Origin of the sequence: Paenibacillus sp. MB22_1 (assembly GCF_047200555.1) — a bacterium.
GTDB classification, from domain to species: Bacteria; Bacillota; Bacilli; order Paenibacillales; family Paenibacillaceae; genus Fontibacillus; species Fontibacillus phoenicis.
The window spans coordinates 548,965-572,500 of sequence record NZ_JBLADV010000002.1; the positions used below are offsets into that span (position 1 = coordinate 548,965).

At 50.9% G+C, this 23,536-nt stretch carries 15 protein-coding genes, 11 tRNA genes, 2 rRNA genes and 2 pseudogenes (1 of these 30 cut by a window edge); all 30 read right to left on the minus strand.

Annotated features, from left to right (window positions below; all coding sequences use genetic code 11):
• Positions 1-2 precede the first annotated feature (2 nt).
• Positions 3-1,043: an ACR3 family arsenite efflux transporter gene (arsB, locus tag ACL02P_RS14280; protein WP_188624194.1), complete on the minus strand. Its 1,041-nt coding sequence runs from the start codon at positions 1,041-1,043 to the stop codon at positions 3-5.
• A gap of 29 nt (positions 1,044-1,072) precedes the next feature.
• Complete coding sequence (locus ACL02P_RS14285; protein WP_412837547.1) at positions 1,073-1,402, minus strand: ArsR/SmtB family transcription factor; 330 nt, start codon at positions 1,400-1,402, stop codon at positions 1,073-1,075.
• A gap of 92 nt (positions 1,403-1,494) precedes the next feature.
• Complete coding sequence (locus ACL02P_RS14290; protein ID WP_412837548.1) at positions 1,495-1,821, minus strand: YnfA family protein; 327 nt, start codon at positions 1,819-1,821, stop codon at positions 1,495-1,497.
• A gap of 45 nt (positions 1,822-1,866) precedes the next feature.
• Positions 1,867-2,322, minus strand: coding sequence for a putative iron-sulfur cluster-binding metallochaperone (locus ACL02P_RS14295; RefSeq protein ID WP_412838252.1), 456 nt, complete (start codon positions 2,320-2,322; stop codon positions 1,867-1,869).
• Positions 2,323-2,713: 391 nt separating this feature from the next.
• Positions 2,714-2,899: pseudogene (locus ACL02P_RS14300) on the minus strand (AraC family transcriptional regulator); the annotation flags it as partial.
• Between the two features lie 9 nt (positions 2,900-2,908).
• Entirely contained in the window at positions 2,909-4,357 is a 1,449-nt protein-coding gene (locus ACL02P_RS14305; RefSeq protein WP_009223158.1) for an IS5 family transposase, read from the minus strand.
• An 85-nt stretch (positions 4,358-4,442) separates the two neighbouring features.
• Positions 4,443-5,084 (minus strand): annotated as a pseudogene (locus tag ACL02P_RS14310) (helix-turn-helix transcriptional regulator); the annotation flags it as partial.
• Between the two features lie 12 nt (positions 5,085-5,096).
• Positions 5,097-6,545: an IS5 family transposase gene (locus ACL02P_RS14315; RefSeq protein WP_009223158.1), complete on the minus strand. Its 1,449-nt coding sequence runs from the start codon at positions 6,543-6,545 to the stop codon at positions 5,097-5,099.
• Positions 6,546-7,418: 873 nt separating this feature from the next.
• A complete protein-coding gene (gene glmS / locus ACL02P_RS14320) occupies positions 7,419-9,251 on the minus strand; it encodes a glutamine--fructose-6-phosphate transaminase (isomerizing) (protein WP_036646334.1) in 1,833 nt (610 codons plus the stop codon).
• A gap of 202 nt (positions 9,252-9,453) precedes the next feature.
• Entirely contained in the window at positions 9,454-9,612 is a 159-nt protein-coding gene (locus tag ACL02P_RS14325; protein ID WP_412837549.1) for a hypothetical protein, read from the minus strand.
• Positions 9,613-10,020: 408 nt separating this feature from the next.
• A complete protein-coding gene (locus ACL02P_RS14330) occupies positions 10,021-11,367 on the minus strand; it encodes an ISLre2-like element ISTco1 family transposase (RefSeq protein WP_412836575.1) in 1,347 nt (448 codons plus the stop codon).
• 499 nt (positions 11,368-11,866) lie between these two features.
• Complete coding sequence (gene glmM, locus ACL02P_RS14335) at positions 11,867-13,207, minus strand: phosphoglucosamine mutase (RefSeq protein WP_260071136.1); 1,341 nt, start codon at positions 13,205-13,207, stop codon at positions 11,867-11,869.
• 101 nt (positions 13,208-13,308) lie between these two features.
• Entirely contained in the window at positions 13,309-14,697 is a 1,389-nt protein-coding gene (locus ACL02P_RS14340; RefSeq protein ID WP_412837550.1) for a YbbR-like domain-containing protein, read from the minus strand.
• Positions 14,690-15,520 (minus strand): diadenylate cyclase CdaA, encoded by an 831-nt coding sequence (gene cdaA, locus ACL02P_RS14345; RefSeq protein ID WP_009226540.1) that lies wholly within the window; start codon positions 15,518-15,520, stop codon positions 14,690-14,692. Before cdaA ends, ACL02P_RS14340 begins: the two co-directional genes overlap by 8 nt.
• Positions 15,521-15,772: 252 nt before the next feature.
• Positions 15,773-16,393, minus strand: coding sequence for a zf-HC2 domain-containing protein (locus tag ACL02P_RS14350; RefSeq protein ID WP_412837551.1), 621 nt, complete (start codon positions 16,391-16,393; stop codon positions 15,773-15,775).
• A gap of 143 nt (positions 16,394-16,536) precedes the next feature.
• Complete coding sequence (gene sigW / locus ACL02P_RS14355) at positions 16,537-17,112, minus strand: RNA polymerase sigma factor SigW (protein ID WP_412837552.1); 576 nt, start codon at positions 17,110-17,112, stop codon at positions 16,537-16,539.
• 274 nt (positions 17,113-17,386) lie between these two features.
• Positions 17,387-20,188 (minus strand): phosphoenolpyruvate carboxylase, encoded by a 2,802-nt coding sequence (gene ppc, locus ACL02P_RS14360; RefSeq protein ID WP_412837553.1) that lies wholly within the window; start codon positions 20,186-20,188, stop codon positions 17,387-17,389.
• Positions 20,189-20,523: 335 nt separating this feature from the next.
• Positions 20,524-20,597: transfer RNA gene (locus tag ACL02P_RS14365), tRNA-Gly, on the minus strand.
• A 12-nt stretch (positions 20,598-20,609) separates the two neighbouring features.
• Positions 20,610-20,686 (minus strand) — tRNA-Pro (locus ACL02P_RS14370).
• Positions 20,687-20,716: 30 nt separating this feature from the next.
• Positions 20,717-20,793, minus strand: a tRNA-Arg gene (locus ACL02P_RS14375).
• Positions 20,794-20,802: 9 nt separating this feature from the next.
• Positions 20,803-20,877, minus strand: a tRNA-Gly gene (locus ACL02P_RS14380).
• Positions 20,878-20,884: 7 nt separating this feature from the next.
• Positions 20,885-20,968, minus strand: a tRNA-Leu gene (locus ACL02P_RS14385).
• Between the two features lie 9 nt (positions 20,969-20,977).
• A tRNA-Lys gene (locus ACL02P_RS14390) sits at positions 20,978-21,053 on the minus strand.
• A 13-nt stretch (positions 21,054-21,066) separates the two neighbouring features.
• Positions 21,067-21,141: transfer RNA gene (locus tag ACL02P_RS14395), tRNA-Gln, on the minus strand.
• A gap of 7 nt (positions 21,142-21,148) precedes the next feature.
• Positions 21,149-21,224 (minus strand) — tRNA-Val (locus ACL02P_RS14400).
• Positions 21,225-21,253: 29 nt separating this feature from the next.
• A tRNA-Glu gene (locus ACL02P_RS14405) sits at positions 21,254-21,328 on the minus strand.
• Between the two features lie 11 nt (positions 21,329-21,339).
• A tRNA-Thr gene (locus tag ACL02P_RS14410) sits at positions 21,340-21,412 on the minus strand.
• 70 nt (positions 21,413-21,482) lie between these two features.
• Positions 21,483-21,555, minus strand: a tRNA-Asn gene (locus ACL02P_RS14415).
• Between the two features lie 5 nt (positions 21,556-21,560).
• Positions 21,561-21,677, minus strand: a 5S ribosomal RNA gene (rrf, locus tag ACL02P_RS14420).
• 139 nt (positions 21,678-21,816) lie between these two features.
• Positions 21,817-23,536 (minus strand): 23S ribosomal RNA (locus ACL02P_RS14425); it runs 1,342 nt beyond the window's last position.

The following is a 23,536-nucleotide window of genomic DNA, read 5'->3' on the forward strand; positions in this document are numbered from 1 at the left end:
CGTCAGCCTCCTTGCGTGGAAAAAAATTTGCGTTGGAAATAGAGCGACAGCTTCACCAAAGCCAGCATTACGGGCACTTCCACCAGCGGGCCGATGACCGCCACAAAAGCCGCTCCCGAATGAATGCCGAACACCCCGACTGCCACTGCAATTGCCAGTTCAAAATTGTTGCTGGCGGCGGTAAAGGAAAGCGTCGTGCAGACGGGGTAGCCTGCTCCCGCTTTTTTGCTGAGCAGAAACGACACCACAAACATGACGACAAAGTAGATGAGAAGCGGGATCGCGACCCTGAGCACATCCATGGGCAACTCAAGGATGACCTCCCCTTTGAGGGAGAACATGACCACGATGGTGAACAGCAGGGCGACCAAGGTCAACGGGCTGATCTTCGGAATGAACACCCGCTCGTACCATGCTTTCCCCTTTGTTTTCACCAGTGCATATCGGGTGATCATCCCCGCAAGGAAGGGAATGCCCAGGTAGATAAACACGCTTTTGGCGACCTCGGCCATCGTGATCTCGATGACCATGCTTTCCAATCCGAGCCACTGCGGCAAAATCGTGACGAACACGAACGCATAGAACGAATAAAACAAAACCTGAAAGATGGAATTGAACGCCACCAAGCCCGCTGCGTACTCAGTGTCCCCTTTGGAAAGATCGTTCCAGACGATGACCATGGCGATGCAACGGGCAAGACCGATCAGAATCAAGCCAACCATGTACTCGGGATAGCCCCGCAAGAAAATGATTGCCAACACGAACATGAGGAGCGGCCCGATGACCCAGTTCTGCACCAGGGACAAGCCCAGCACTTTCACGTTGCGGAACACATGGCCCAGTTCCTCGTATCGCACTTTCGCCAGCGGCGGGTACATCATCAGGATCAAACCGATGGCAATGGGAATGGAGGTGGTGCCGACCTGTAAAGCATTCAAGTTGTCCACCATGTTGGGAAACAAATAACCGCAACCGATGCCAACGGCCATGGCCAGAAAAATCCACACCGTTAAATACCGATCCAGAAACGACAACCTTTTGATGTTTTGACTGCCCATGTGATACACTCCTCTTATTCACAGCAAACATTAACCAATAGTCCCTGTTTTTCTAGCTCTTTCAATTCATCCGACATGTCGGGCAACTGCCTCAACACCAATCCAACCTGTTCAAGAACTTCACGGTTCAGAGAGTAAAACACCCATTGCCCTTTGCGGCTCTCCTTGACTAACCCCGCCGTTTTCAATCGGCTTAAATGTTTGGAAACCGCTGGCTGGGAGATCTTGAACACAGGAACGAATTCGCATACGCAACAATCCCGATGCTGGAGTATTGCGAGCATTTTCAAACGGGTGGGATCGGCCAACGCTTTCAGCATCTCCGCCAATTTTTCGATGTCCACATCCTTTCACCTTCCTTCATAATAAATTTACCATATAACTATATGGTTATGCAAAATAAACTTGTTTGGAAATGCGAATTGTTCCCTTCGGATCAAGACCGCGGAGCCCACAACATGACGGAAACTCCCGCCAGGCAAATCACCGCTCCGATCCAGTCGTAGAGATCGGGCGTTTTCCTGTCCACGAACCATCCCCAGAAGACCGCCAAAATAATAAAGACCCCGCCGTAGGCGGCATATACTCGGCCAAAGTTCGGGAAGCTTTGCAGGGTGGGAATGATCCCGTACAGCACAAGGATTATCCCTCCCAGCACGCCGACCCATATCGGTTTGGATTCCCTCAGCCATAGCCAAACCAGATACCCGCCACCGATTTCCGCCAATCCTGCCGCCAGAAACAAAATGATCGCCTTGATCATCACTTTTCACCCTTTCGTCGGAACAACCAATGCATGTTCAACAGGTCAGTTCTCGTTCACCTGTCGAATAAACTCCGCCACGTTCCCCATGCAACAAGCTCCCTGGGGGTTGTTCACTTCACAACCGCAACGCCCCGTCTGGACATGAGCTTTAATTTCCGCAAGCGGCTCTCCTCCGTTCCGCACGGCTCGCTCGATGCGTTCCCTTGTCCAGTCAAAACAGTAACAAACGGGGACATCTATGTCCGAATCTTTTTGAAACACGGGCACTTTCAAGTCTCCTACGGCAAAAGTCAGCGAACCGTCCCACGCAAAATAGACCGTTTCGCAGGACGGGTTCGGGCAAAAGGCGTGATCACGGTCAGGTTCAAGCATTGCCAAAGCCGCAGGTTTCAACAACGACTTGAGCGTGATGAGCGGCACATGTCTTCCGTTTTGTCCGCAGTTCGGGCAATCGGTTTTGTTTGTTCCCTCACGATTTGTCGGAGCACAACAGTCCATTGTAATCATACCTTTCATTCAGGCAAGCGAGCCATGATCTTCCTGACTTAAATATACTTCATATCATGTTTACACAATATTGTATCACACACCAGGCCAGTGCCGATGAAATACACATCGATACATTCTAGTCTTTTCCAAATGCCCCTTCGCCTTTCCCCTCCAAACGTTCACACTATCCGAACCATGCTTTCATCGTGTTTGATTTCCCTGCTATGTTAAGGGAAAATAAATCATGTCAGCCAATCTGGAAAAAATCAGGCGAAAAGGCGACAGTGCGTACTCCTTTCAAACGAAGAAAAGCCCAGCATGGACCCAGGCAAAACCCTGCCCCTGCTCGGCTTCTTGGACATTTTCCTGGACGGATATATTTTACGGAGATAATATCATCTTACTCCCACTCTTCAAAAGATAAATTGGTAGGCTCGTCTAAAAGGTCAACTGTAAAATCAATATTTGTTGTTGGTGTATGCTCATCCACTTCCTCAAATTTAAGTTCATCAATCCATACTTGCCCTTTCCCTGAAAGTAAAACACCAAAAGATATGACTGCACTATTTTTAGGAACATCTAAAAGTCCGGTGATTTAAGTCAGTTGTATCCGTCTCTTCGGCATGAAAAAAGAGGAAAACAACCCAACCAACACCGAAATGAGCAGGTCCGACACCACCTCCATCATCACGGATTTCGGTTTTGGACATGCCGAAATACCGGTTTGAGGTCGTTTCTTCTTAAACCGGCATAGTTTTTTCAGATTTTGAACGATTGCCGTGAGCAGTGCCTGCTCCTGCATGCAATCCAGGCCGCGGCTCCGCGCGCGACCCAGGCCATGCGCGACTTTGCTTTCGGCAAACACATGCTCGCACCGCGTCCGTAACTTTTGCAGATGACGGTAAGAACCCTTGAGCTGAATTTGTTTGGCTTTGTTGCGGATTTGGATTTCTCGGATTTTGGCCAGACGCTTGCGTTGTTTCTCCGGATCGTTCGTTTGGCGTTTCCAAGTCGGTACATCTTCCAGTGCCAGGTTGCGAAGCGAAACCAGAGGAATAATCCCTTGCTCGAACAGCGATCGCAGATAATCTGTCGTACCGTAGGCTTTATCGGCAGAAAGCGTGCGAATCCGGATTTGCGGATGGGCAAAACGGATCGCGGCCAGCTGCTGCAAGCTCGTCTCGCGCTCAGCCGTTCCGGACGCGATGCTCGCTTGCGTAGCCAGAATGACGCCGGATTTGACATCCGTCACATGATGCACCAAATACCGCAAATGCGCTTCCTGACCGTTGCTCTTTTTGTACAAGCGAGCATCCGGGTCCGTCACGCTGCGGTGGGTCTTGTTCGAGAACGTTTTGCCATGAAAATCTTCATGTGTCGCTTCGTCTTCCAGACGCCGTTCTGTTCGCGTGGGCGGTGCGGGCGGCCGTCTGTCATCATCGGAATCAGCGGCGTCACCTTCGGGTTGCTCGTCTTGCCGGGCCATGCGAGCCAGGTAGTCTTCAATCGACTCCACAGGGGCCAGAGTGATTTCTTTCAAGCTGTGGATAGAAGCGTTGGCGCGTACTTGGGAACCGTCGACTCCCGCATCTACATCGGGTTGGACCAGTCCGGCGGCGATGCACTGATCGACGACATGTTTCATGAGCGTGTCGAAAATACCGTGTTTTCGCCACAATTTCCGGGTCTTCACCAAGGTCGTCCGATCCGGCAGGGACGGCCTGGATGGATCCGGGCGCAAGACGGATTCGAAATCCAGTCCGCAAAACCACAAGTAGCCCCCATGCATGGGCAACAGTTGATACAATTCCCGTTCGGAATGGTTGAACAAATACGAAAGCAGCATGAGTCGAACCATCCGCTCCGGGTCAGCCGCCGGGCGTCCGGTACGTTCCGTATACAGCGGCGCCACCCAATCATGGACGATGGAAAAATCAAGCGCTTCGTTCAGTTGGCGCAGGATGTGCTTTTTCGGTACGAGTTCATCCATATCCACAAATTGGAACATCTGAGGCTGGATAGCCGATGACTTATAGGCTTTCATGTTCAATCACTCTTTCGATCATCGTGTTACGATATAAATTCGACAAACCCGTGATAAAGGCCTGCTTACGCGGACTTTTTCACCGGACTTCTAAAACGATATAGTAATGATTCCATTCAGTATCTCCTACAATCGGGCGGTCACTCATATTATCAAATTGCAACACATCCCCAAGTGCATCATCCACTCGCATCCAAAACCCACAGAATCCATCAACACCTTTTGATTTTATAAACCCAGAAAGTTTTATCCTTTTACCAAGATACTTTTCTGCCTTAAATTGTTGCATCATTGTGGCAAATTCAGCTTGAGATTGGACAGTAACAGCCTTTAAGAATCCAGATGCTTTCCCCTTGTGAAAGATTTCTCTGTCAACTCCCATTTTATAATTAAACGGGTGGCTTCCGCTTAATTTCCATCCTTTCAATTGTTCGTTTTTTAACATGATATCCTCCCTTTGTAAAGTTAATTTACCCATGATTTTGCGGTATTGTCCTGGCGGTAATTGATAATATTTCTTAAACGAACGGGTAAATGATTCTTGTGTTTCAAAGCAATAATAGAAAGCAATATCTATTATCTTTTTATCCGTATAAAGCAGCATGTTGGCTGAATTAGCAATTCTTCGATAACGAACATATTCAGATACAGTCACACCAACTTCTTTTTGAAAAATACGATGAAAATGGTACTTTGAAAAACCAGCAAACTGAGCAATGTTTTCTAAAAGTCCGGTGATTTAAGTCAGTTGTATCCGTCTCTTCGGCATGAAAAAAGAGGAAAACAACCCAACCAACACCGAAATGAGCAGGTCCGACACCACCTCCATCATCACGGATTTCGGTTTTGGACATGCCGAAATACCGGTTTGAGGTCGTTTCTTCTTAAACCGGCATAGTTTTTTCAGATTTTGAACGATTGCCGTGAGCAGTGCCTGCTCCTGCATGCAATCCAGGCCGCGGCTCCGCGCGCGACCCAGGCCATGCGCGACTTTGCTTTCGGCAAACACATGCTCGCACCGCGTCCGTAACTTTTGCAGATGACGGTAAGAACCCTTGAGCTGAATTTGTTTGGCTTTGTTGCGGATTTGGATTTCTCGGATTTTGGCCAGACGCTTGCGTTGTTTCTCCGGATCGTTCGTTTGGCGTTTCCAAGTCGGTACATCTTCCAGTGCCAGGTTGCGAAGCGAAACCAGAGGAATAATCCCTTGCTCGAACAGCGATCGCAGATAATCTGTCGTACCGTAGGCTTTATCGGCAGAAAGCGTGCGAATCCGGATTTGCGGATGGGCAAAACGGATCGCGGCCAGCTGCTGCAAGCTCGTCTCGCGCTCAGCCGTTCCGGACGCGATGCTCGCTTGCGTAGCCAGAATGACGCCGGATTTGACATCCGTCACATGATGCACCAAATACCGCAAATGCGCTTCCTGACCGTTGCTCTTTTTGTACAAGCGAGCATCCGGGTCCGTCACGCTGCGGTGGGTCTTGTTCGAGAACGTTTTGCCATGAAAATCTTCATGTGTCGCTTCGTCTTCCAGACGCCGTTCTGTTCGCGTGGGCGGTGCGGGCGGCCGTCTGTCATCATCGGAATCAGCGGCGTCACCTTCGGGTTGCTCGTCTTGCCGGGCCATGCGAGCCAGGTAGTCTTCAATCGACTCCACAGGGGCCAGAGTGATTTCTTTCAAGCTGTGGATAGAAGCGTTGGCGCGTACTTGGGAACCGTCGACTCCCGCATCTACATCGGGTTGGACCAGTCCGGCGGCGATGCACTGATCGACGACATGTTTCATGAGCGTGTCGAAAATACCGTGTTTTCGCCACAATTTCCGGGTCTTCACCAAGGTCGTCCGATCCGGCAGGGACGGCCTGGATGGATCCGGGCGCAAGACGGATTCGAAATCCAGTCCGCAAAACCACAAGTAGCCCCCATGCATGGGCAACAGTTGATACAATTCCCGTTCGGAATGGTTGAACAAATACGAAAGCAGCATGAGTCGAACCATCCGCTCCGGGTCAGCCGCCGGGCGTCCGGTACGTTCCGTATACAGCGGCGCCACCCAATCATGGACGATGGAAAAATCAAGCGCTTCGTTCAGTTGGCGCAGGATGTGCTTTTTCGGTACGAGTTCATCCATATCCACAAATTGGAACATCTGAGGCTGGATAGCCGATGACTTATAGGCTTTCATGTTCAATCACTCTTTCGATCATCGTGTTACGATATAAATTCGACAAACCCGTGATAAAGGCCTGCTTACGCGGACTTTTTCACCGGACTTCTAAAGATAACTCTTCATACAAATTAGTCTCTATATATTCAATCGTTTTTTGAATAATGGGACTGTAGCTCATTTAATAGGCCTCCTTACACCTCCTTACAAATAAGATAACAGAAGAAACCATGATTTTTTTGACCTATATTGCTTTGTTTAACATCAAACGAATATTGATTTTGTATATCATAAAGTTCAAATCATAGGATAAATCCAGAATTTTCTGATCAAATCATATCAAAAAATGATTTTCCTTTCCCCTGCCCCCTCTAAGCAATCAAACCAAGAGAACGTGATTTAATAATTTTTCATTTCCCTACTATGTCAAAAGACAATAATTCATGTCCATCCCACAACTTTCCCCTCATCGCCTCTCTTCCCTAGAGCCGCAAGGCTTTTCAGGCTTTCAGGAACCAGTTGGTACAAAATACCAGGAAAATAAAAAGTGTCCGCCAAATTGGAAGGAATTAGGGGATTAGGGGAAAGGGTTAAGGGAAATGGAACGTTGGGAAATGTCCAGGGAAATAATTTGAGGGGATAGGGAGAAGGGGTAAGGGAAAGGACAAAAGGGGAGGGTATATTGGGACAAAGCCTGATTTATCAACCCCTTTTCCCTTTCACCCTCTCCCCCTACCCCCTTTCCAAAAGATGAAGCCGAACAGCTGATCAGGCATGAACCCTAACCATCGCTCGGCTTCTTGGACATTTTTTATTGTCCCTGGACAGATTTTATTTTCCCAGGACGGGATTTATTAGCTGTCTACAAAATTGAGTCCAGATTATGATATCTTACTCCACCGTCACGCTCTTCGCCAAGTTCCGTGGCTTGTCGACGTCGTTGCCGCGAGCCAGGGAAGCGTAGTAAGCGAGCAATTGGAGCGGTACGACCGACAGGGCTGGTGTCAGCAGCGGCAGCGTCTTCGGAATGGACAGCGCTTGGTCAACCGACTTCAGCAGGTCAGGTACATGCTCCTCGTGCGTGATCGCCATGACTTCTGCGCCGCGCGCTTTTACTTCCTTGATGTTGCTGACGGTTTTCTCCAGCACAGATTCCTGGGTTGCCAGCGCAATCACCGGAACGCCTTCTTCGATTAAGGCCAGGGTGCCGTGCTTCAACTCACCGGCAGCGTACGCTTCAGAGTGAATGTAGGAAATTTCCTTCAGCTTCAGCGAACCTTCCTGCACGACGGAATAGTCGAGACCGCGACCGATAAAGAACAGATGCTCATTGCTAGCAATTTGCTCCGCATAAGCCTTCACCACATCGGCCTGAGCCAGCATGCTTTCCACCTGCTCCGGCAGCGACTGCATGGCCGCAATCACATGAGCCACTTGATCTTCGCTTTGCGTACCGCGAACCTGAGCCATGTACAGAGCAAGCAGGTAAAAGGCAATCAACTGGGACGTATACGCCTTCGTCGAAGCGACGGCGATTTCCGGACCAGCGAGCGTAGCGATCACATCGTCTGCATCGCGGGCAATCGAGCTGCCAACCACGTTGGTGATCGCCAGCACATGGGCACCGTTTGCTTGCGCTTCACGCAGTGCTGCCAGCGTATCGGCCGTTTCGCCCGATTGGCTGACAACGATCACGAGCGTATCCGGCGTAATCAACGGCGAGCGGTAACGGTATTCCGAAGCGACGTCCGTCATCACCGGAATGCGTACGAGTTGCTCGATCGCCGTCCCGCCGACCAGACCGGCGTTATAAGCCGTACCGCAAGCAACGATATGAATCGCTCTCAGGCTGCGGATCTTCTCGTCCGTCAGTTTCAAGCCAGGCAACACGACTTTGCGTCCGCTTTCGTCGATGCGGCCCAGCATCGTGTCCCGGTAGGCCTTCGGCTGCTCGTGGATCTCTTTCAGCATGAAATGATCGAACCCGCCTTTTTCCGCGGTGACAGCGTCCCAATCGACACGAATCATTTCCCGAGAAATAAAATTCCCTTCGATGGTCATCAGTTCGACAGAATCCTTCGTCAGCACCGCCATCTCGCCATCGTTCAAAATATAGACGTTCCGCGTGTAATTCAACAACGCAGGAATGTCGGAGCCGATAAAGTTCTCGCCTTCGCCAAGACCAATGATCAACGGGCTAGCTTGACGGACAGCCACCAGTTTGTCAGGTTCATACTCCGTCAGCACCCCAAGTGCAAAAGCGCCGCGCATATAGCTGATCGCCTTCTGAACCGCCTTCACGATATCGCCTTGATACTCGCGAGCGACCAGATGGGAAATGACCTCCGTATCCGTTTCAGAAACAAAGACATACCCTTGACTGATCAGCTCTTCCTTCAATTCCAGATAGTTTTCGACGATCCCATTATGCACGACCGAAAATTTCTGGGTATGATCGGTATGCGGATGAGAATTCACGTCAGACGGTTTGCCGTGCGTAGCCCAACGGGTGTGACCAATTCCGGCCGAACCCTTGAGCGGTGCATCCTCCAGCTTGGATTCCAGGTTCGCCAGACGGCCGAGCGATTTTGCAATCTTCAGACCCTCCGACGTAAACACAGCAATCCCTGCGGAGTCGTACCCGCGATACTCCAGTTTCTTTAATCCCTCAAGCAACACCGACTGCGTATCCCGATTCCCAATGTATCCAACAATACCACACATAATCATTTATCCTCCGTTTCATTCTTACAAGATGGTTTTTTGGCCGTAAGAAATGAAACACGGAAGAAGCCTTACGCGGTACACCGAGACAGAACTATTCAATTGTAAAAAAATATATCCAACCAATCATCAACAGATTGATCATCACTCAAACGTTACGCAACTTTCATTCATTTTTTCACGAATGTCCAGATTGCTCCGTCTACCGCGGCTCTTTCCGCGTCACTTGCTTACGTACATTCATGAACGATCTATGAATGTGATTATCCATCTGCCCGCACGGTTTGTGGGAAAGGTCGCCCCATCCTTTTGCCGATACGGTTACGGTGCGATGCAGCACCGGGAGGCCCCCGCCGAACATTCCGAACACCTCCACCTCGTCAACTTCGCTTTGCCGTACGCTTGAACCGATAATAACGCCTCAAGGATTCACCGTTGTCGCTGCAAGCCAGCCTTCCGCCCCTGCTTCTCAACAACGTTCCCTTGATCGCGCGATTTCCTAAATCGGTCCAAACGAAACGCGCACAATGAAGTTCTGGCGCTTAAAATCCGGTAAACCTAACTACCCTCACTTTCTCTGCTCGAATATGCTTAATTATATGCACCTTCACACGATTTGGCAATGATCATCTTGTCCTGGTCAGTGTCAAGCTAGCGTGGGCAGTCATTTAAGATGCCTGGAACGCGAACCCCGAAGGAACCTCTTCCTTGTAAGCGCTTTGCTTCGTTCTTTCATCAAACACAAGTGATTTGTCAGAATTTTTTGCCGTTATCCGCGAAGTGCTTTGAGTGCCATACCCGTTGTGCTGCTTTGCTTCGGTCCTTGCAGCATGCGAATCATTCCAGCGATACAACCCTTGACCGGTTGCGTCACGTTCTTGAGCAATTGCCGCATGTTTATCGACTGCTGCGGCGTTGCCTGCTTACTCGCTTGTCCTTCAACCGTTCTTACCACCGTGCCCGCTTCTTGAATCCTCATCATCGTCCTCAGCATCGCCCTGACGCCTCGCTCACTCCAACTGTACCCGCCACGCTTCGTCCGCTTGGCGAATATACGCATCTGCGATTCCGCGCTTCCCATCGGGCGCATACCGCTTGTGTCGATCCCCTTCGCCTGGAGTGTTTTTCGGTAGTCGTCCAAATGCTTCTCATGCCGCTTTAGAAATCTTTTATACGGCTTCCAATCCTTCCGGTTCTCTTCCGCTATCTCTTGCTCCGACACGCCTTCCAGGACCGCCATAAGCGCGGCTGCATCCTGTTTGGCCAAAGACCGTCTCACGGTCTCCCACACCTGCGGCAAATGACCAACAAAGCGTTTCAAATCACGCGCCACATGAAAGCGGTCCAGCATGTACAGACATTGGTGAAAGTAGGATGTACATTCCCCGATCCACGCCGCGCCGTCTCCGTTCACCACAAGCCACGTGTTCTCGTCGATTTCGTAACGCTCCACCAGAAAGTCCCCGAACCCTTCCCAGAAGTTGCCGCCGCTCGTATGCAGGTAATGCTGTTTGTTCTTCAGCTGTACCCGCTTGCCGTTCTTCTCCCAGCCTTCGTGTACGACTGCAATTGCGTTCTCCATCCCGCGCTTTTTGCTCCGCTGCAGCTTCGTGTACAGCCCATCCACTTCCACGAACAGCACGCGGGCAGCGCGCCGTTTCACCGCTGGCATCGGCTGTTGCGCACGCTCCATCAGTTTTTCCCTGATCGCTTGGTGGCTCAGCACATTGTAGCCCAAAAGCTGCTCCAGCCGCTTTGCGCTGTCCCGGTACGACGGTCCTTGGCTTGCGAATGCGATTGCTGTCTCTTCCAAATGCGGACTGACTTTCCCGCGCCCTTCGAATTGCAACAGCTGATCCAGCAGATACACGTGTTTGCCGCTTCTACGGTCACAGTACAATCTCCGCTTAAAGCGCACATTCCCGAACACTGTGTTGACGCTTGTTTCACGCTCGTCCTTTACTCGATAACGCTCTCGGTCCCGTTGCTCCAGGATCTGCTGATCCAGCGCCTCCAGTACCTGCTTCATCGCACGAGCGAATTCCTCCTGCATTTTCCGGAAAATCCATTGCTCAATCTCTTTCATCGTCGGCATTATTGTGGTAAAGTGGCTCACAGGAGCTTCCTCCTTCTTGGTGTTTTGTGCGTCAAACATCACTTTACCAAGGGAGAAGCTCTTTTTCTATATCCGCTTTTTCCAATTCCTACACCCACAGAGATTTTACACTATCCTTGTCCTGATTCGTCGAACCGTGTTTTTTACCCTATTGGTCTAGAAAAAAACGGGAATTCCTTCTCCCGTCGAGCTTGTCCCCCTGTACCCTAATGGAACTTAAGGCTCTAATGTCCCTTATTGGCCCTTCATTTCCCTTTTCGCCCGACACTTTGCACCATGATCCCTTTCGTTCAGATCTGGGTGAATACACACCCGAATGAGGCATTTAATGCCCTTAAGTTGCACCTGCTTTTCACCTCTCCTCAACCTGATGCAACGGGATAATCGTCAAAAAGAGAGCCAAACAGACGCCCTCTCCCTAGCAAAAACCGCCCGACAGGCATCCTCACCCGTCCGGCGGTTCTCAAAGTCCTATATCATGAACCAAACAATCAGGTCGTTACACCAACTGCTTCTCTACAACCTCTACAATTTGCGCGACCAGCTTCTCCAGCTCCGCTTTCTCCGGCCCTTCGGCCATAACGCGGATGAGGGATTCCGTTCCCGACGGCCGAACCAGCACGCGCCCGTTATCGCCCAATTCTTGCTCTACTTCCGCAATCGCTTCAGCAATCACAGCGTTACCCGCGAACTTGCTCTTGTCCTGTACGCGAACGTTCACCAGCACCTGCGGATACTGCTTCATGACCTTCTTCAGCTCGCTAAGCGGCTTGCCGGAAGCCAGCATCGTATCGACCAACTGAATCGCCGTCAAAATGCCATCCCCGGTTGTATTGTAGTCCAGGAAAATCACGTGACCGGACTGCTCCCCGCCCAGATTGTAGCCGCCGCGCAGCATTTCCGCCATAACATAGCGGTCGCCTACTGCAGTTTGCTGGGTAGCCAGCCCCAATTTCTTGGCCGCTTTATAGAAGCCAAAATTACTCATCACTGTCGAGACAACCGTGCTGTCTTTCAGCTTACCGGCTTTGTTCATCGCATCGCCGCAGATGCACAGGATATAGTCGCCGTCCACTTCTTGACCTAGCTCGTCAATCGCAATCAACCGGTCCGCGTCGCCGTCGAACGCAAGCCCTACATGAGCGCCAAGTCGAACGACTTCTTCCTTCAGCCGCTCCGGATGCGTGGATCCGCAATGATCGTTAATGTTGAGCCCGTTAGGCTCAGCTGCCAGCGTATGCACTTCGGCTCCCAGCTCGCGGAACAATCTTGGTGCCAGCTCATAGGCCGCCCCGTTCGCGCAATCCAACACCACCTTCAGCCCTTTAAACGAGGAGTTGATCGTCGTTTTCAAGTGCTCAAGGTACTTCAGCTTCGATTCATTGTCCACCGTCACGGTCCCCAAGTCGCCGCCGATCGGCCGCGGTAACTCGTCGACAGCCTTGTCGAGCAGTTCTTCGATTTGCAGCTCCGTTTCATCCGACAGCTTAAAGCCGTCACTGCCGAAGAACTTAATCCCGTTATCCTCCACCGGATTGTGGGATGCGGAAATCATGACGCCCGCGTCCGCTTTAAGCAAGCGAGTGAGATAAGCAACCGCAGGTGTCGTCACGACGCCAAGTCGAATTACTTCGGCGCCAATCGACAACAGCCCCGCCACCAACGCAGACTCCAGCATTACGCCGGAAATACGCGTATCCATACCAATGACAACCTTGGGCTTAGGTACCTGCCCTGCAAGCACATAACCGCCGCAGCGGCCGATCTGGTAAGCCAGTTCTGCTGTTAATTCTTTATTCGCAATTCCTCTTACGCCATCCGTTCCAAAATACTTCCCCATGATTTCACTCCTTCAACTGTTTGCCAGTACCGCACCGTTCTCCTCATCTCCCAGGAGGCGTCTGACCGGTCTATGTTCGTCGTTGTCTGCTTATGTTCATGTTATGTGCCATTACCGTTCCCTGAGGTATCGTCGTCTGTCGCATTGCTTCCATCCTCTTGATGAGATGGCGATCCATGCGATGATCCATTACCGGCTGGGCTTTGTGTACCGTCTGACGGATTTGGATGCTCCACAGGAACACCGGAGGTTGGATTTCCTTTCTCCGTCAGCTCCACGTCCACGGACAATGAAGTGTTCGGGTCGGCCAGAGCCACACCCTCCGGCAATTTAATCTCAATCGGGATCGTATGCGTCCCCGCCCCCAGATGTGCGAGATCAGCGGTCAACTGAATGTTCTCCGGCTGGAGCGCGTCCAACACCACGCTGGCCCCAATCACTGTCAGACTCAAGCTCGGCTCAGTTGGCCGGATCCACTTGACATCGTACATGGATCCGACATTTTTCAACGTGATCGGGATGTCGTCCAGCTGCTTCTGTCCTCCGGGCATTACATGCAATGTGATCGTGGCAGAGCTCGGCTCGATTTTCTCAAAACCTTTTGGAGGAGTCAAGTCCACCGAGTATTTAGTCTCATTCGAACCGTTATAACGGCTTAGATCCACCGTCAACGGATAGGAGGATATACCCTCCAACGCTTCCTTTGTACCGTATAGAACGACTCCCTCTACGTCAATCTCCACATCGGTTAAGACGTATCCGGAAGGTAATTGCCCGGTTTTGCGTATTTCGATCGGCACATTTTTGTATAGCTTATTGATTGGGATGTCTACAACCACGGAACTAGGTGAAATCTTCGCATTCTCCATGGGCATCCCTTGCTTATCATATGCTGTCAGTTTGACGCTTTTGCCTTTAACGGATTCCTTCAGTCCCGTCACATCCACCGTACCTTCGACTTTGCTCAGCTCCTGCGCCTCACTCGCCGGCAGGGTCACATCAACGGTGCCGCTCCCGGCAACAATTGGCGTCCCAAGCACTAAACCGTCGGCCGGCTCCCCTTTCGTGACAATGGTCACGGGAATCGTCCGGGTTTCCTTCGCTTCAATCGTTACCTTTACGATGGAGGGTTCCATGGAGACCAGTTGGACCCCAGGAGGAAGCTCATGGGTTAAAGGAAGGGTAAATGTCCCAGGTCCCAGATTTTCCAGATTTAGCCTCGCCTTATAATCCGAGAAATTCGTCGTCAAATCGATCCGTTTCCCCTTCACTTCCATACGCACGGTGCTGGGATCCAGATCGTACAAAACGTATTTGTCCTCGTCAAATCCGGTCACTTCGATTTTGACGTTGTCGATGTAACGCGACTGCGCCAAGGTAGTGGAGTCTACGGGAGTCCCGCTGTCCAAATGAACCATCGCCCACAACATGATACTAAACACCAGCGCAAGGACCTTGGCAAAATTGTTGTGAGTTAGCCATTTATCCATTTTTGTCGGCCTCCTTCCGTCTACGGAACGGGCTGCGCTTGTCTTGGGTGCGCGAGTTCGGACCTAATTCCGCATACAGCTTGGAAATCAACGACTCCTCGTTAATGTCCCTGACGACCTGACCGTCAATCGCAAGCGAAATTTGTCCCGTCTCCTCCGACACGACGATCGAGACAGCATCTCCGACCTCACTAATTCCGATCGCTGCCCGGTGCCTTGTACCCAACTCCTTACTGATGAACGGATTCTCCGACAGCGGCAAATAACAGGCGGCCGCAGAGATCCGGTGGCCTTGAATAATCACGGCTCCATCATGAAGCGGCGTATTTGGGATAAAGATGTTGATCAGCAGCTGCGAAGAAATAATCGACTGCATCGGAATTCCCGATTCGGTATATTCATTTAACCCCGTATCGCGTTCAAACACGATCAGAGCCCCAATCTTCCGGCGCGATAAATAATTCACGGCTTTTATAATTTCACCGATCTCTTTGCCAAACTCTTCCTCGTCCGCGCTGTTTCGCCCGAACAGCTTGCCCCGGCCAAGCTGCTCCAGCGCACGTCTAAGCTCCGGTTGGAAAATAATGAAGATCGCCAGCACGCCAAACGTAAACATTTGATTCATCAGCCATTTCAGCGTATACAAGTCGAACCAGGTACTTACGGCCCAAATAAAGACCAGAACTAAAATTCCCTTGAGCAACTGAACGGCCCGTGTTCCGCGGACAAGCAAAATCAAGTGATATATTATATAGGTAACAATTAGGATATCGATGACATCCTTAATGGTATCCTGCCAAGTCAAATTCGCAAAATAGTTCATGCTGCGACCCCCGGAAAGTTCCTTGCGGACGTTTGGCCCGCCAACAAGGAAACAATATGTACAGCTTCATTCACGCCTGTCTCTATAAGTTTCCCCTAAATACTAGGTTATAACGTTCACATGTCAGATGCAAGCGTCCAGCAAAAATAGGTTCATTTCGTAACGATTGCAAATTTTTACCTGGTCCCAAAAAATAAAAAAAGCGCCAATTCCCGATGGAAGGGCGCCCAAAAACTCATTATCGCCTTACGATCACCTAGAGGCGACTTCCGTAAACGTATTGATGATCCGGTACCAGATCCAGTCCAGCGCTTGATCGATCTGTTTAACTTCGCCCGAAATATGCGCCGTGGAGGCTTGGTAATAGGAGCCATCAATTACGGTTAGGTTGCCTTGAACTTTACCATAGATTTCGGCTTTCCCGTTCTCAATGGTCAAGTTCCCGGCAATCACGGCGTCACTTGGTACCGTGACCGTATCGCCCTGAATGATGACCTGATCCAGACCCGCTCCTTTTACGACCAGCTGATCGTCGCTATCCCAAAGCGATACCGCGCTGAATAACATCACCAGCAAGAACATTGCTGCCGCTGTCAACGCCGGATGGCGTCTGATCCACTGGATCCATGCCTGCTGTTTGGGTTGACTTGGAATCTGACTGATGATCCGGTTCACCAGTTCATCGGGAGCCGAGATGTTGCTATGCTGCTTGATGGTGGCAAACAACATCATTTCGGTTCGTTCCAATTCCCTGAATTCCTTGAGGCAATCCGGACACTCGTCTAGATGCTGCTTCAGCTGTTCGGCTTGGTCGCGGCTTAATTCGCCGTCCAGATAATCATGCATCAAAGATGAGGCATGTTTGCATTCCATATCAGCCAATCCTTTCAGTAGTATCAATCTATGCGAAATGCGGAAGGCACGGCTAAGATCATAGTCGTCCTACATCCTACCTTACAATACGTAATGCTGCAGAATTCGTTTCAAAAAATAATTCCCCGGGCGGAGCCCAAATTTCAGAGCATTTTATGCTCCAGTTTTTTACGTAAAAATTCGCGTCCGCGGTGAACCCGCGTCTTCACCGTGGTCACCGGCATATCCAAAACTTCGCTGATCTCCTGCAGCGACAGTTCCTGCAAATAACGGAGCACGATCACCGACTTATATTTGGCAGGCAAGCCTTCGATCGCTTGATGAATCGTTAGCTGCGTTTCCGACAGCAAGTATTCCGTTTCCGGTGTCCGTTCATCCCCAGGAATCAGAGTGTATCCGTCCAAGCCATCCTGATCGTTCATCTCCGCGTCCAAGTAATAACTTGGCTTCCGCTTACGCAGTCGGTCAATACACAAGTTCGTCGCGATCCGGTAAATCCAGGTTGAGAACTTCTGTTTTTCGTCGTAGCGGTTCCAGTTTTTATATACCCTTAAGAACGTCTCCTGCACGACATCTTCCGCTTCGTGCCGGTTGGACAGCATCCGGTATCCGAGATGATAAAGCTTATCCTTATATAGATCAACAAGTTCGGCGAAGGCTTCCTGATCCCCTTTACGGGCCAGCTTCACCAGTCTTGCATCGAAATGTTCCACCACCATATTTTCCCCCAAATCGGTTGGAAGGGCTCAGGTACTTGTACCCTGCCTGTCCGGCTATTCGTCCCTTGGTCTAAGGCAATGTAATAGGTCGTCCTTGATCCGAATCCTGACCATTAAATCCTTGAAAGGGTACTTCCAGTCGTCGGCACTTCATTCAAATGTTAAAGCAACTTATCCCAAAATGCAATACATCCAGCCAAGCCAACAGCAAAAAAGCCGGACCTTCTTATGAAGAAGGTCTGGCTTGGCATCCCTATCCTGAGCCAATAATGGATCAGCCCGTATTCCGGAGTCCGGCAGCAATTCCGTTAATCGTAAGCAGCACTTCACGTAACAGTTCGGCATCATCCTGCCCTTTTTCACGCGCAGACCGCAATTCCGTTAACAGCTGCACCTGTAAATAGCTCAGCGGATCAACATAAGGATTACGCAATCGGATTGATTCTTGCAGGCCAGGAAGGTTGTCGAAAATTTCTGAAATCCCGCAAATCTTCAGCACCATTTCCCGCGTCAAATGGAATTCCTCTTCAATTTGACCCAGGATCCGCTCCCTCACTTCATCATCCTTGCACATCTTGGCGTATTCCTTCGCGATGACCAAGTCCGCTTTACTCAACGCAAATTGCAAGGTATCGATCACCGTGCGGAAGAACGAGAAGTTCTGATACATATCCTGAAGAACCTTGAGGTTCTCTTCATTATTTTGATAGAAATTATACAGGCCGGTTCCAGCCGCATACCATGCCGGGAACAAATACCGGCTTTGCGTCCAGGCAAACACCCAAGGAATTGCCCGCAAATCCTCAAACCGATCACTGTTCTTCCGCTTGGATGGACGGGAGCCGATATTCAGCTCACCCACTTCGACCAATGGCGTTGACTCACGGAAGAACTTCAAGAAATCCGGCTCTCGGAAAACCAGGTCCTGATATTTCTGAAGCGATGTCTCGGAAATGCCGCTCATGATCTCTTCCCAGCGTTGTTCTTCTGCGCTTGGCCCTTGATCTTGATGCAGCTTCGCTTGAATCGCTGCGGTGATCAGCGCCGAAGTCGCCTGCTCCAAGCTGCGGTACGCGATACCACGCAAGGAATAACGTGACGAGATCACTTCGCCTTGCTCCGTGATCTTGATACCGCCGCCGATCGTCTCCGGCGGTTGCACGAGGATGCTGCGGTTGAGCGGCATGCCGCCGCGGCCAAGCGCGCCACCGCGCCCGTGGAAGAATTTCAGCTTAATGCCAAATTCATTGGCTGTCGCTGTGATTTGTTTCAAGGCTACACGCAGCTCCCAGTTTGCTGTAACTACGCCGCCGTCTTTGTTACTGTCGGAGTAGCCGAGCATAATTTCCTGGAGATCGTTCATCGCCGCCACCGACTCCCGGTAAATCGGCATGCTGAACAACTGACGCATAATGCCTGGTGCGGCGTGCAGATCGTCGATCGTTTCGAACAGCGGAACCGATTGAAGCGTGCAAACGACAGTACCGTCCGCTTCTTTACGGAACAAGCCTACTTCTTTCGAGAAGACCATGACCTCAAGGATATCGCTGGCCGCCTCTGTCATACTAATCAGGTAACTGGTGATACACTGTGTGCCGTATTCTTTTTGCGCCTGATACACCGTACGATATACGTCCAGACATTCTCTTGTGCTCTCCGAGTAATCCTGATAAGGAGAAGTTAATGGACGCGGGTCGTTTAACAACCGTTCCAACAGTTGAATCTTCTCTTGCTCCTCCAGCTCGGCATAGTTCTCCACAATATTCATTTTCGCCAAAATTTCCGTCATGGCGTTCTCATGCTCTTTACTGTGCTGACGGATATCCAGCGTGGCAGTATGGAAGCCAAACAGCTCCGCCTGACGGATCAGCTTCTTGATATGCGTATCCGCCACATAGTCTGCGTAGTGATGACGCAAGCTGCGGTCGATGATTTTCAAATCCTGGATAAATGCCTCTACGTTTGGATAACGCTCTGGCGTATCCTTTGTGCTATCATCCAGAACATTGTGCAGCTTCTCCGTCATATACGTCAGCTTAATACGGTAAGGTTCCTTCTCGTTGTTCCATTGCTGCGTTTTGCGCAGGGTCACTTGCAGGCGATCCCGCTGAATGGAAGCCATCAGCTCGTCCGTAACGTCCACGATGGTGGTGCTGAAGCTAAGGTGCTTGAACAAATCGGACAAAATCCGCTGATATTCGCGCACCGCCAGTTTACGTTGCATCCGCAACGTCTCCCAGGTCACGTCGGAGGTTACCGAAGGATTTCCGTCCCGGTCGCCGCCGATCCACGAGCCGAAGCGCAAGTACGTTGGGACGTGCCAGTAGTGCTCTGGATAGTATTTGGTCAGGCAGCGTTCCAGTTCTTGATAAACCTCAGGCAGCACATGGAATAAGGTTTCGTGAAAATAGTACATCCCATTTCGGACCTCATCCAGTACGGTAGGCTTGCGATCCCGCAATTCATCGGTCTGCCAAAGGGTAATGACCTCGTTAAGCAGCTTCTCCCGCAATTGCTCCCGTTCGCGGAAGGTCAGCGTGGGGTTATCCAACTGCATGACATCGTCAGCGATCCGTTTGTGGATGTCCAGAATCGCACGGCGCATCGCTTCCGTTGGGTGGGCGGTCATGACCAGCTCCAGAGACATGCCGCTCAGGAGCTCCTGAGCTTCGCTATAACTAAAACCCTTTTCCTTCAAATCGCGGACAGCGGCCTCGATCGTACCGCTCTGAACCTCTTCCCCTGCAGAACGCTCATAATCGCGTTTACGGCGAATGCGGTGGTTCTGCTCCGCAATATTCACTAATTGGAAATAGATCGCAAATGCACGAATCACCTGATGACGGATGCCGGGTTCTAAAGAATTGATCATTCCCTTAAACTCTTCATGTAACTCCGGTAAAAATACAGCCCGCAGGGATTTACTGGCTTCACGTATCTTCTCGACAATATCCAAGAGCTCATTGCCGCCCTGATGCACCAGGACCTCTCCTAGAATATTGCCCAAAAAACGAATGTCGCGCCGAAGCAGGTTATTCGAGTTGCCTTTACCTGCGGTAACCGTTAACTCTGTCATGTTTCTCCCCCTTTTCATCCCAATGCAGCATGCTAAATTCAGCATGGTCATGATCTTTGTCGGTTAGACCTAATGACGTGCGCCAAGCGTTTCCTAACATCATACAACAAACTGACCTGAAAATCTTCACTTAATTTGTAAGAAATTCTTGGACGCTATGACTGCGGATTCGATTCCGTCGCAACTTTACTTACCTTAACACGGTAAAGCAGTAAAACGCAAGGGTATAAGGCGTCAATAGAAAACTTTTATACCCGGGAGGAAGGCCGCAATGGTAATAAGGTTAAAATTATAACAAAAAACATCATCTTATCCGATGATGTTGCTGTTATGTATGGAGCGGGTGATGGGAATCGAACCCACGCTACCAGCTTGGAAGGCTGGAGTTCTACCATTGAACTACACCCGCACCTTAAAGAGATGGTCGGGATGACACGATTCGAACATGCGACCCCCTGGTCCCAAACCAGGTGCTCTACCAAGCTGAGCTACATCCCGTCAATAAGGTGAAATATGAAATTGAAAAAGTGGCGCGCCCTAAGAGATTCGAACTCCTGACCTTTTGATTCGTAGTCAAACGCTCTATCCAGCTGAGCTAAGGGCGCGTATTAAGATGGAGCGGACGACGGGAATCGAACCCGCGACCCTCGCCTTGGCAAGGCGATGCTCTACCGCTGAGCCACGTCCGCGCATAGATGGTGCGCGTGGAGGGACTTGAACCCCCACGTCAAAGACGCTAGATCCTAAGTCTAGTGCGTCTGCCAATTCCGCCACACGCGCAAGGAAAACTGGTGAGCCATGAAGGACTCGAACCTTCGACACCCTGATTAAAAGTCAGGTGCTCTACCAACTGAGCTAATGGCTCTTACTTAGAAAAATGGCTGGGGATATAGGATTCGAACCTATGCATGACGGAGTCAAAGTCCGTTGCCTTACCGCTTGGCTAATCCCCAATATTTATGGTGGAGGCTGAGGGGATCGAACCCCCGACCCTCTGCTTGTAAGGCAGATGCTCTCCCAGCTGAGCTAAGCCTCCAGATATCTGGGACTACATATGAAAGAAGATGGTGACCCGTAGGGGATTCGAACCCCTGTTACCTCCGTGAAAGGGAGGTGTCTTAACCCCTTGACCAACGGGCCATATGTAGGGAAGCTCTCAACCGGGATCGAACCGGTGACCTCATCCTTACCATGGATGCACTCTACCTACTGAGCTATGAGAGCAAATTTTTGGGGTCCCCAGAAAGTAATCGGAATATGCTTCGAAGCAAATCGTAACTTTCTGGGGATTTGACTCCCCGAACAGGACTCGAACCTGTGACAACTCGATTAACAGTCGAGTGCTCTACCGACTGAGCTATCGGGGAACATTGCTTGGCAGCGTCCTACTCTCCCAGGACCCTTCGGTCCAAGTACCATCGGCGCTGGAGGGCTTAACGGTCGTGTTCGGGATGGGAACGAGTGGAACCCCTCCGCCATTGCCACCAAACATGATTTTTGCGCTGCTTTTACTTCCGCGCTTTCCGCTTCAGCAAAAGATCAAACCTTATAAAAGGCGTGCAGCTAAAAATCGGTTCAAGGTTGAATCCTTGAAAACTGGATACGAAACTAGATTTGCATTTTATTTTTTGGATAAGCCCTCGACCGATTAGTACCTGTCAGCTCCATGCCTTACGGCACTTCCACCTCAGGCCTATCAACCTTGTCGTCTTCAAGGGGTCTTACATACGGGGAAATCTCATCTTGAGGGGGGCTTCACGCTTAGATGCTTTCAGCGCTTATCCCGTCCGCACTTAGCTACCCAGCTGTGCTCCTGGCGGAACAACTGGTGCACCAGCGGTGCGTCCATCCCGGTCCTCTCGTACTAAGGACAGCTCCTCTCAAATTTCCTGCGCCCACGACAGATAGGGACCGAACTGTCTCACGACGTTCTGAACCCAGCTCGCGTACCGCTTTAATGGGCGAACAGCCCAACCCTTGGGACCTACTTCAGCCCCAGGATGCGATGAGCCGACATCGAGGTGCCAAACCTCCCCGTCGATGTGGACTCTTGGGGGAGATAAGCCTGTTATCCCCAGGGTAGCTTTTATCCGTTGAGCGATGGCCCTTCCATGCGGTACCACCGGATCACTAAGCCCGACTTTCGTCCCTGCTCGACTTGTCAGTCTCGCAGTCAAGCTCCCTTCTGCCTTTGCACTCTTCGAATGATTTCCAACCATTCTGAGGGAACCTTGGGGCGCCTCCGTTACTCTTTAGGAGGCGACCGCCCCAGTCAAACTGCCCACCTGACACTGTCCCCGTACCGGATCACGGTACCAGGTTAGAACCTAGATACGATCAGGGTGGTATCCCAACGGCGCCTCCACCGAAGCTGGCGCTCCGGCTTCCTAGGCTCCCACCTATCCTGTACAAATCGTATCCAAGTCCAATATCAAGCTGCAGTAAAGCTCCATGGGGTCTTTCCGTCTTGTCGCGGGTAACCTGCATCTTCACAGGTATTAAAATTTCACCGGATCTCTCGTTGAGACAGCGCCCAAGTCGTTACGCCATTCGTGCGGGTCAGAATTTACCTGACAAGGAATTTCGCTACCTTAGGACCGTTATAGTTACGGCCGCCGTTTACTGGGGCTTCGGTTCACAGCTTCGGAGGTATTCCTCCTAACCGCTCCCCTTAACCTTCCAGCACCGGGCAGGCGTCAGCCCGTATACTTCGCCTTGCGGCTTCGCACAGACCTGTGTTTTTGCTAAACAGTCGCTTGGGCCTTTTCACTGCGGCCCCCTCGGGCTATTCACCCTACCGAGGCACCCCTTCTCCCGAAGTTACGGGGTCATTTTGCCGAGTTCCTTAACGAGAGTTCTTCCGCGCGCCTTAGAATTCTCTTCTCGCCTACCTGTGTCGGTTTGCGGTACGGGCACCTTCTCCTGGCTAGAGGCTTTTCTTGGCAGTGTGAGATCATGACCTTCGGTACTGTAAATTTTCCCTCCCCATCACAGCCTAGCCTTATCGGTGTGCGGATTTGCCTACACACCAGCCTCACTGCTTGGACGAGCATCCATCAGCTCGCGTCACTACCCTACTGCGTCACCCCATCGCTCATAACGGATTACGGTGGTACAGGAATTTCTACCTGTTGTCCTTCGACTACGCCTTTCGGCCTCGCCTTAGGTCCCGACTTACCCTGAGCGGACGAACCTTCCTCAGGAACCCTTAGGCTTTCGGCGGATCAGATTCTCACTGATCTTTTCGTTACTCATACCGGCATTCTCACTTGTATGAAGTCCAGCTGTCCTTCCGGTCAACCTTCAACCCGCATACAACGCTCCCCTACCCCTGAATCGACTTCACTC

Coding starts and splice junctions, on each gene's coding strand:
- ACL02P_RS14290 (WP_412837548.1), bottom strand. CDS start 1,821: ATGATCAAGGCGATCATTTTGTTTCTGGCGGCAGGATTGGCGGAAATC.
- ACL02P_RS14295 (WP_412838252.1), bottom strand. CDS start 2,322: ATGGACTGTTGTGCTCCGACAAATCGTGAGGGAACAAACAAAACCGAT.
- ACL02P_RS14305 (WP_009223158.1), bottom strand. CDS start 4,357: ATGAAAGCCTATAAGTCATCGGCTATCCAGCCTCAGATGTTCCAATTT.
- ACL02P_RS14315 (WP_009223158.1), bottom strand. CDS start 6,545: ATGAAAGCCTATAAGTCATCGGCTATCCAGCCTCAGATGTTCCAATTT.
- glmS (WP_036646334.1), bottom strand. CDS start 9,251: ATGTGTGGTATTGTTGGATACATTGGGAATCGGGATACGCAGTCGGTG.
- ACL02P_RS14325 (WP_412837549.1), bottom strand. CDS start 9,612: ATGTTCGGCGGGGGCCTCCCGGTGCTGCATCGCACCGTAACCGTATCG.
- glmM (WP_260071136.1), bottom strand. CDS start 13,207: ATGGGGAAGTATTTTGGAACGGATGGCGTAAGAGGAATTGCGAATAAA.
- ACL02P_RS14340 (WP_412837550.1), bottom strand. CDS start 14,697: ATGGATAAATGGCTAACTCACAACAATTTTGCCAAGGTCCTTGCGCTG.
- cdaA (WP_009226540.1), bottom strand. CDS start 15,520: ATGAACTATTTTGCGAATTTGACTTGGCAGGATACCATTAAGGATGTC.
- ACL02P_RS14350 (WP_412837551.1), bottom strand. CDS start 16,393: ATGGAATGCAAACATGCCTCATCTTTGATGCATGATTATCTGGACGGC.
- sigW (WP_412837552.1), bottom strand. CDS start 17,112: ATGGTGGTGGAACATTTCGATGCAAGACTGGTGAAGCTGGCCCGTAAA.
- ppc (WP_412837553.1), bottom strand. CDS start 20,188: ATGACAGAGTTAACGGTTACCGCAGGTAAAGGCAACTCGAATAACCTG.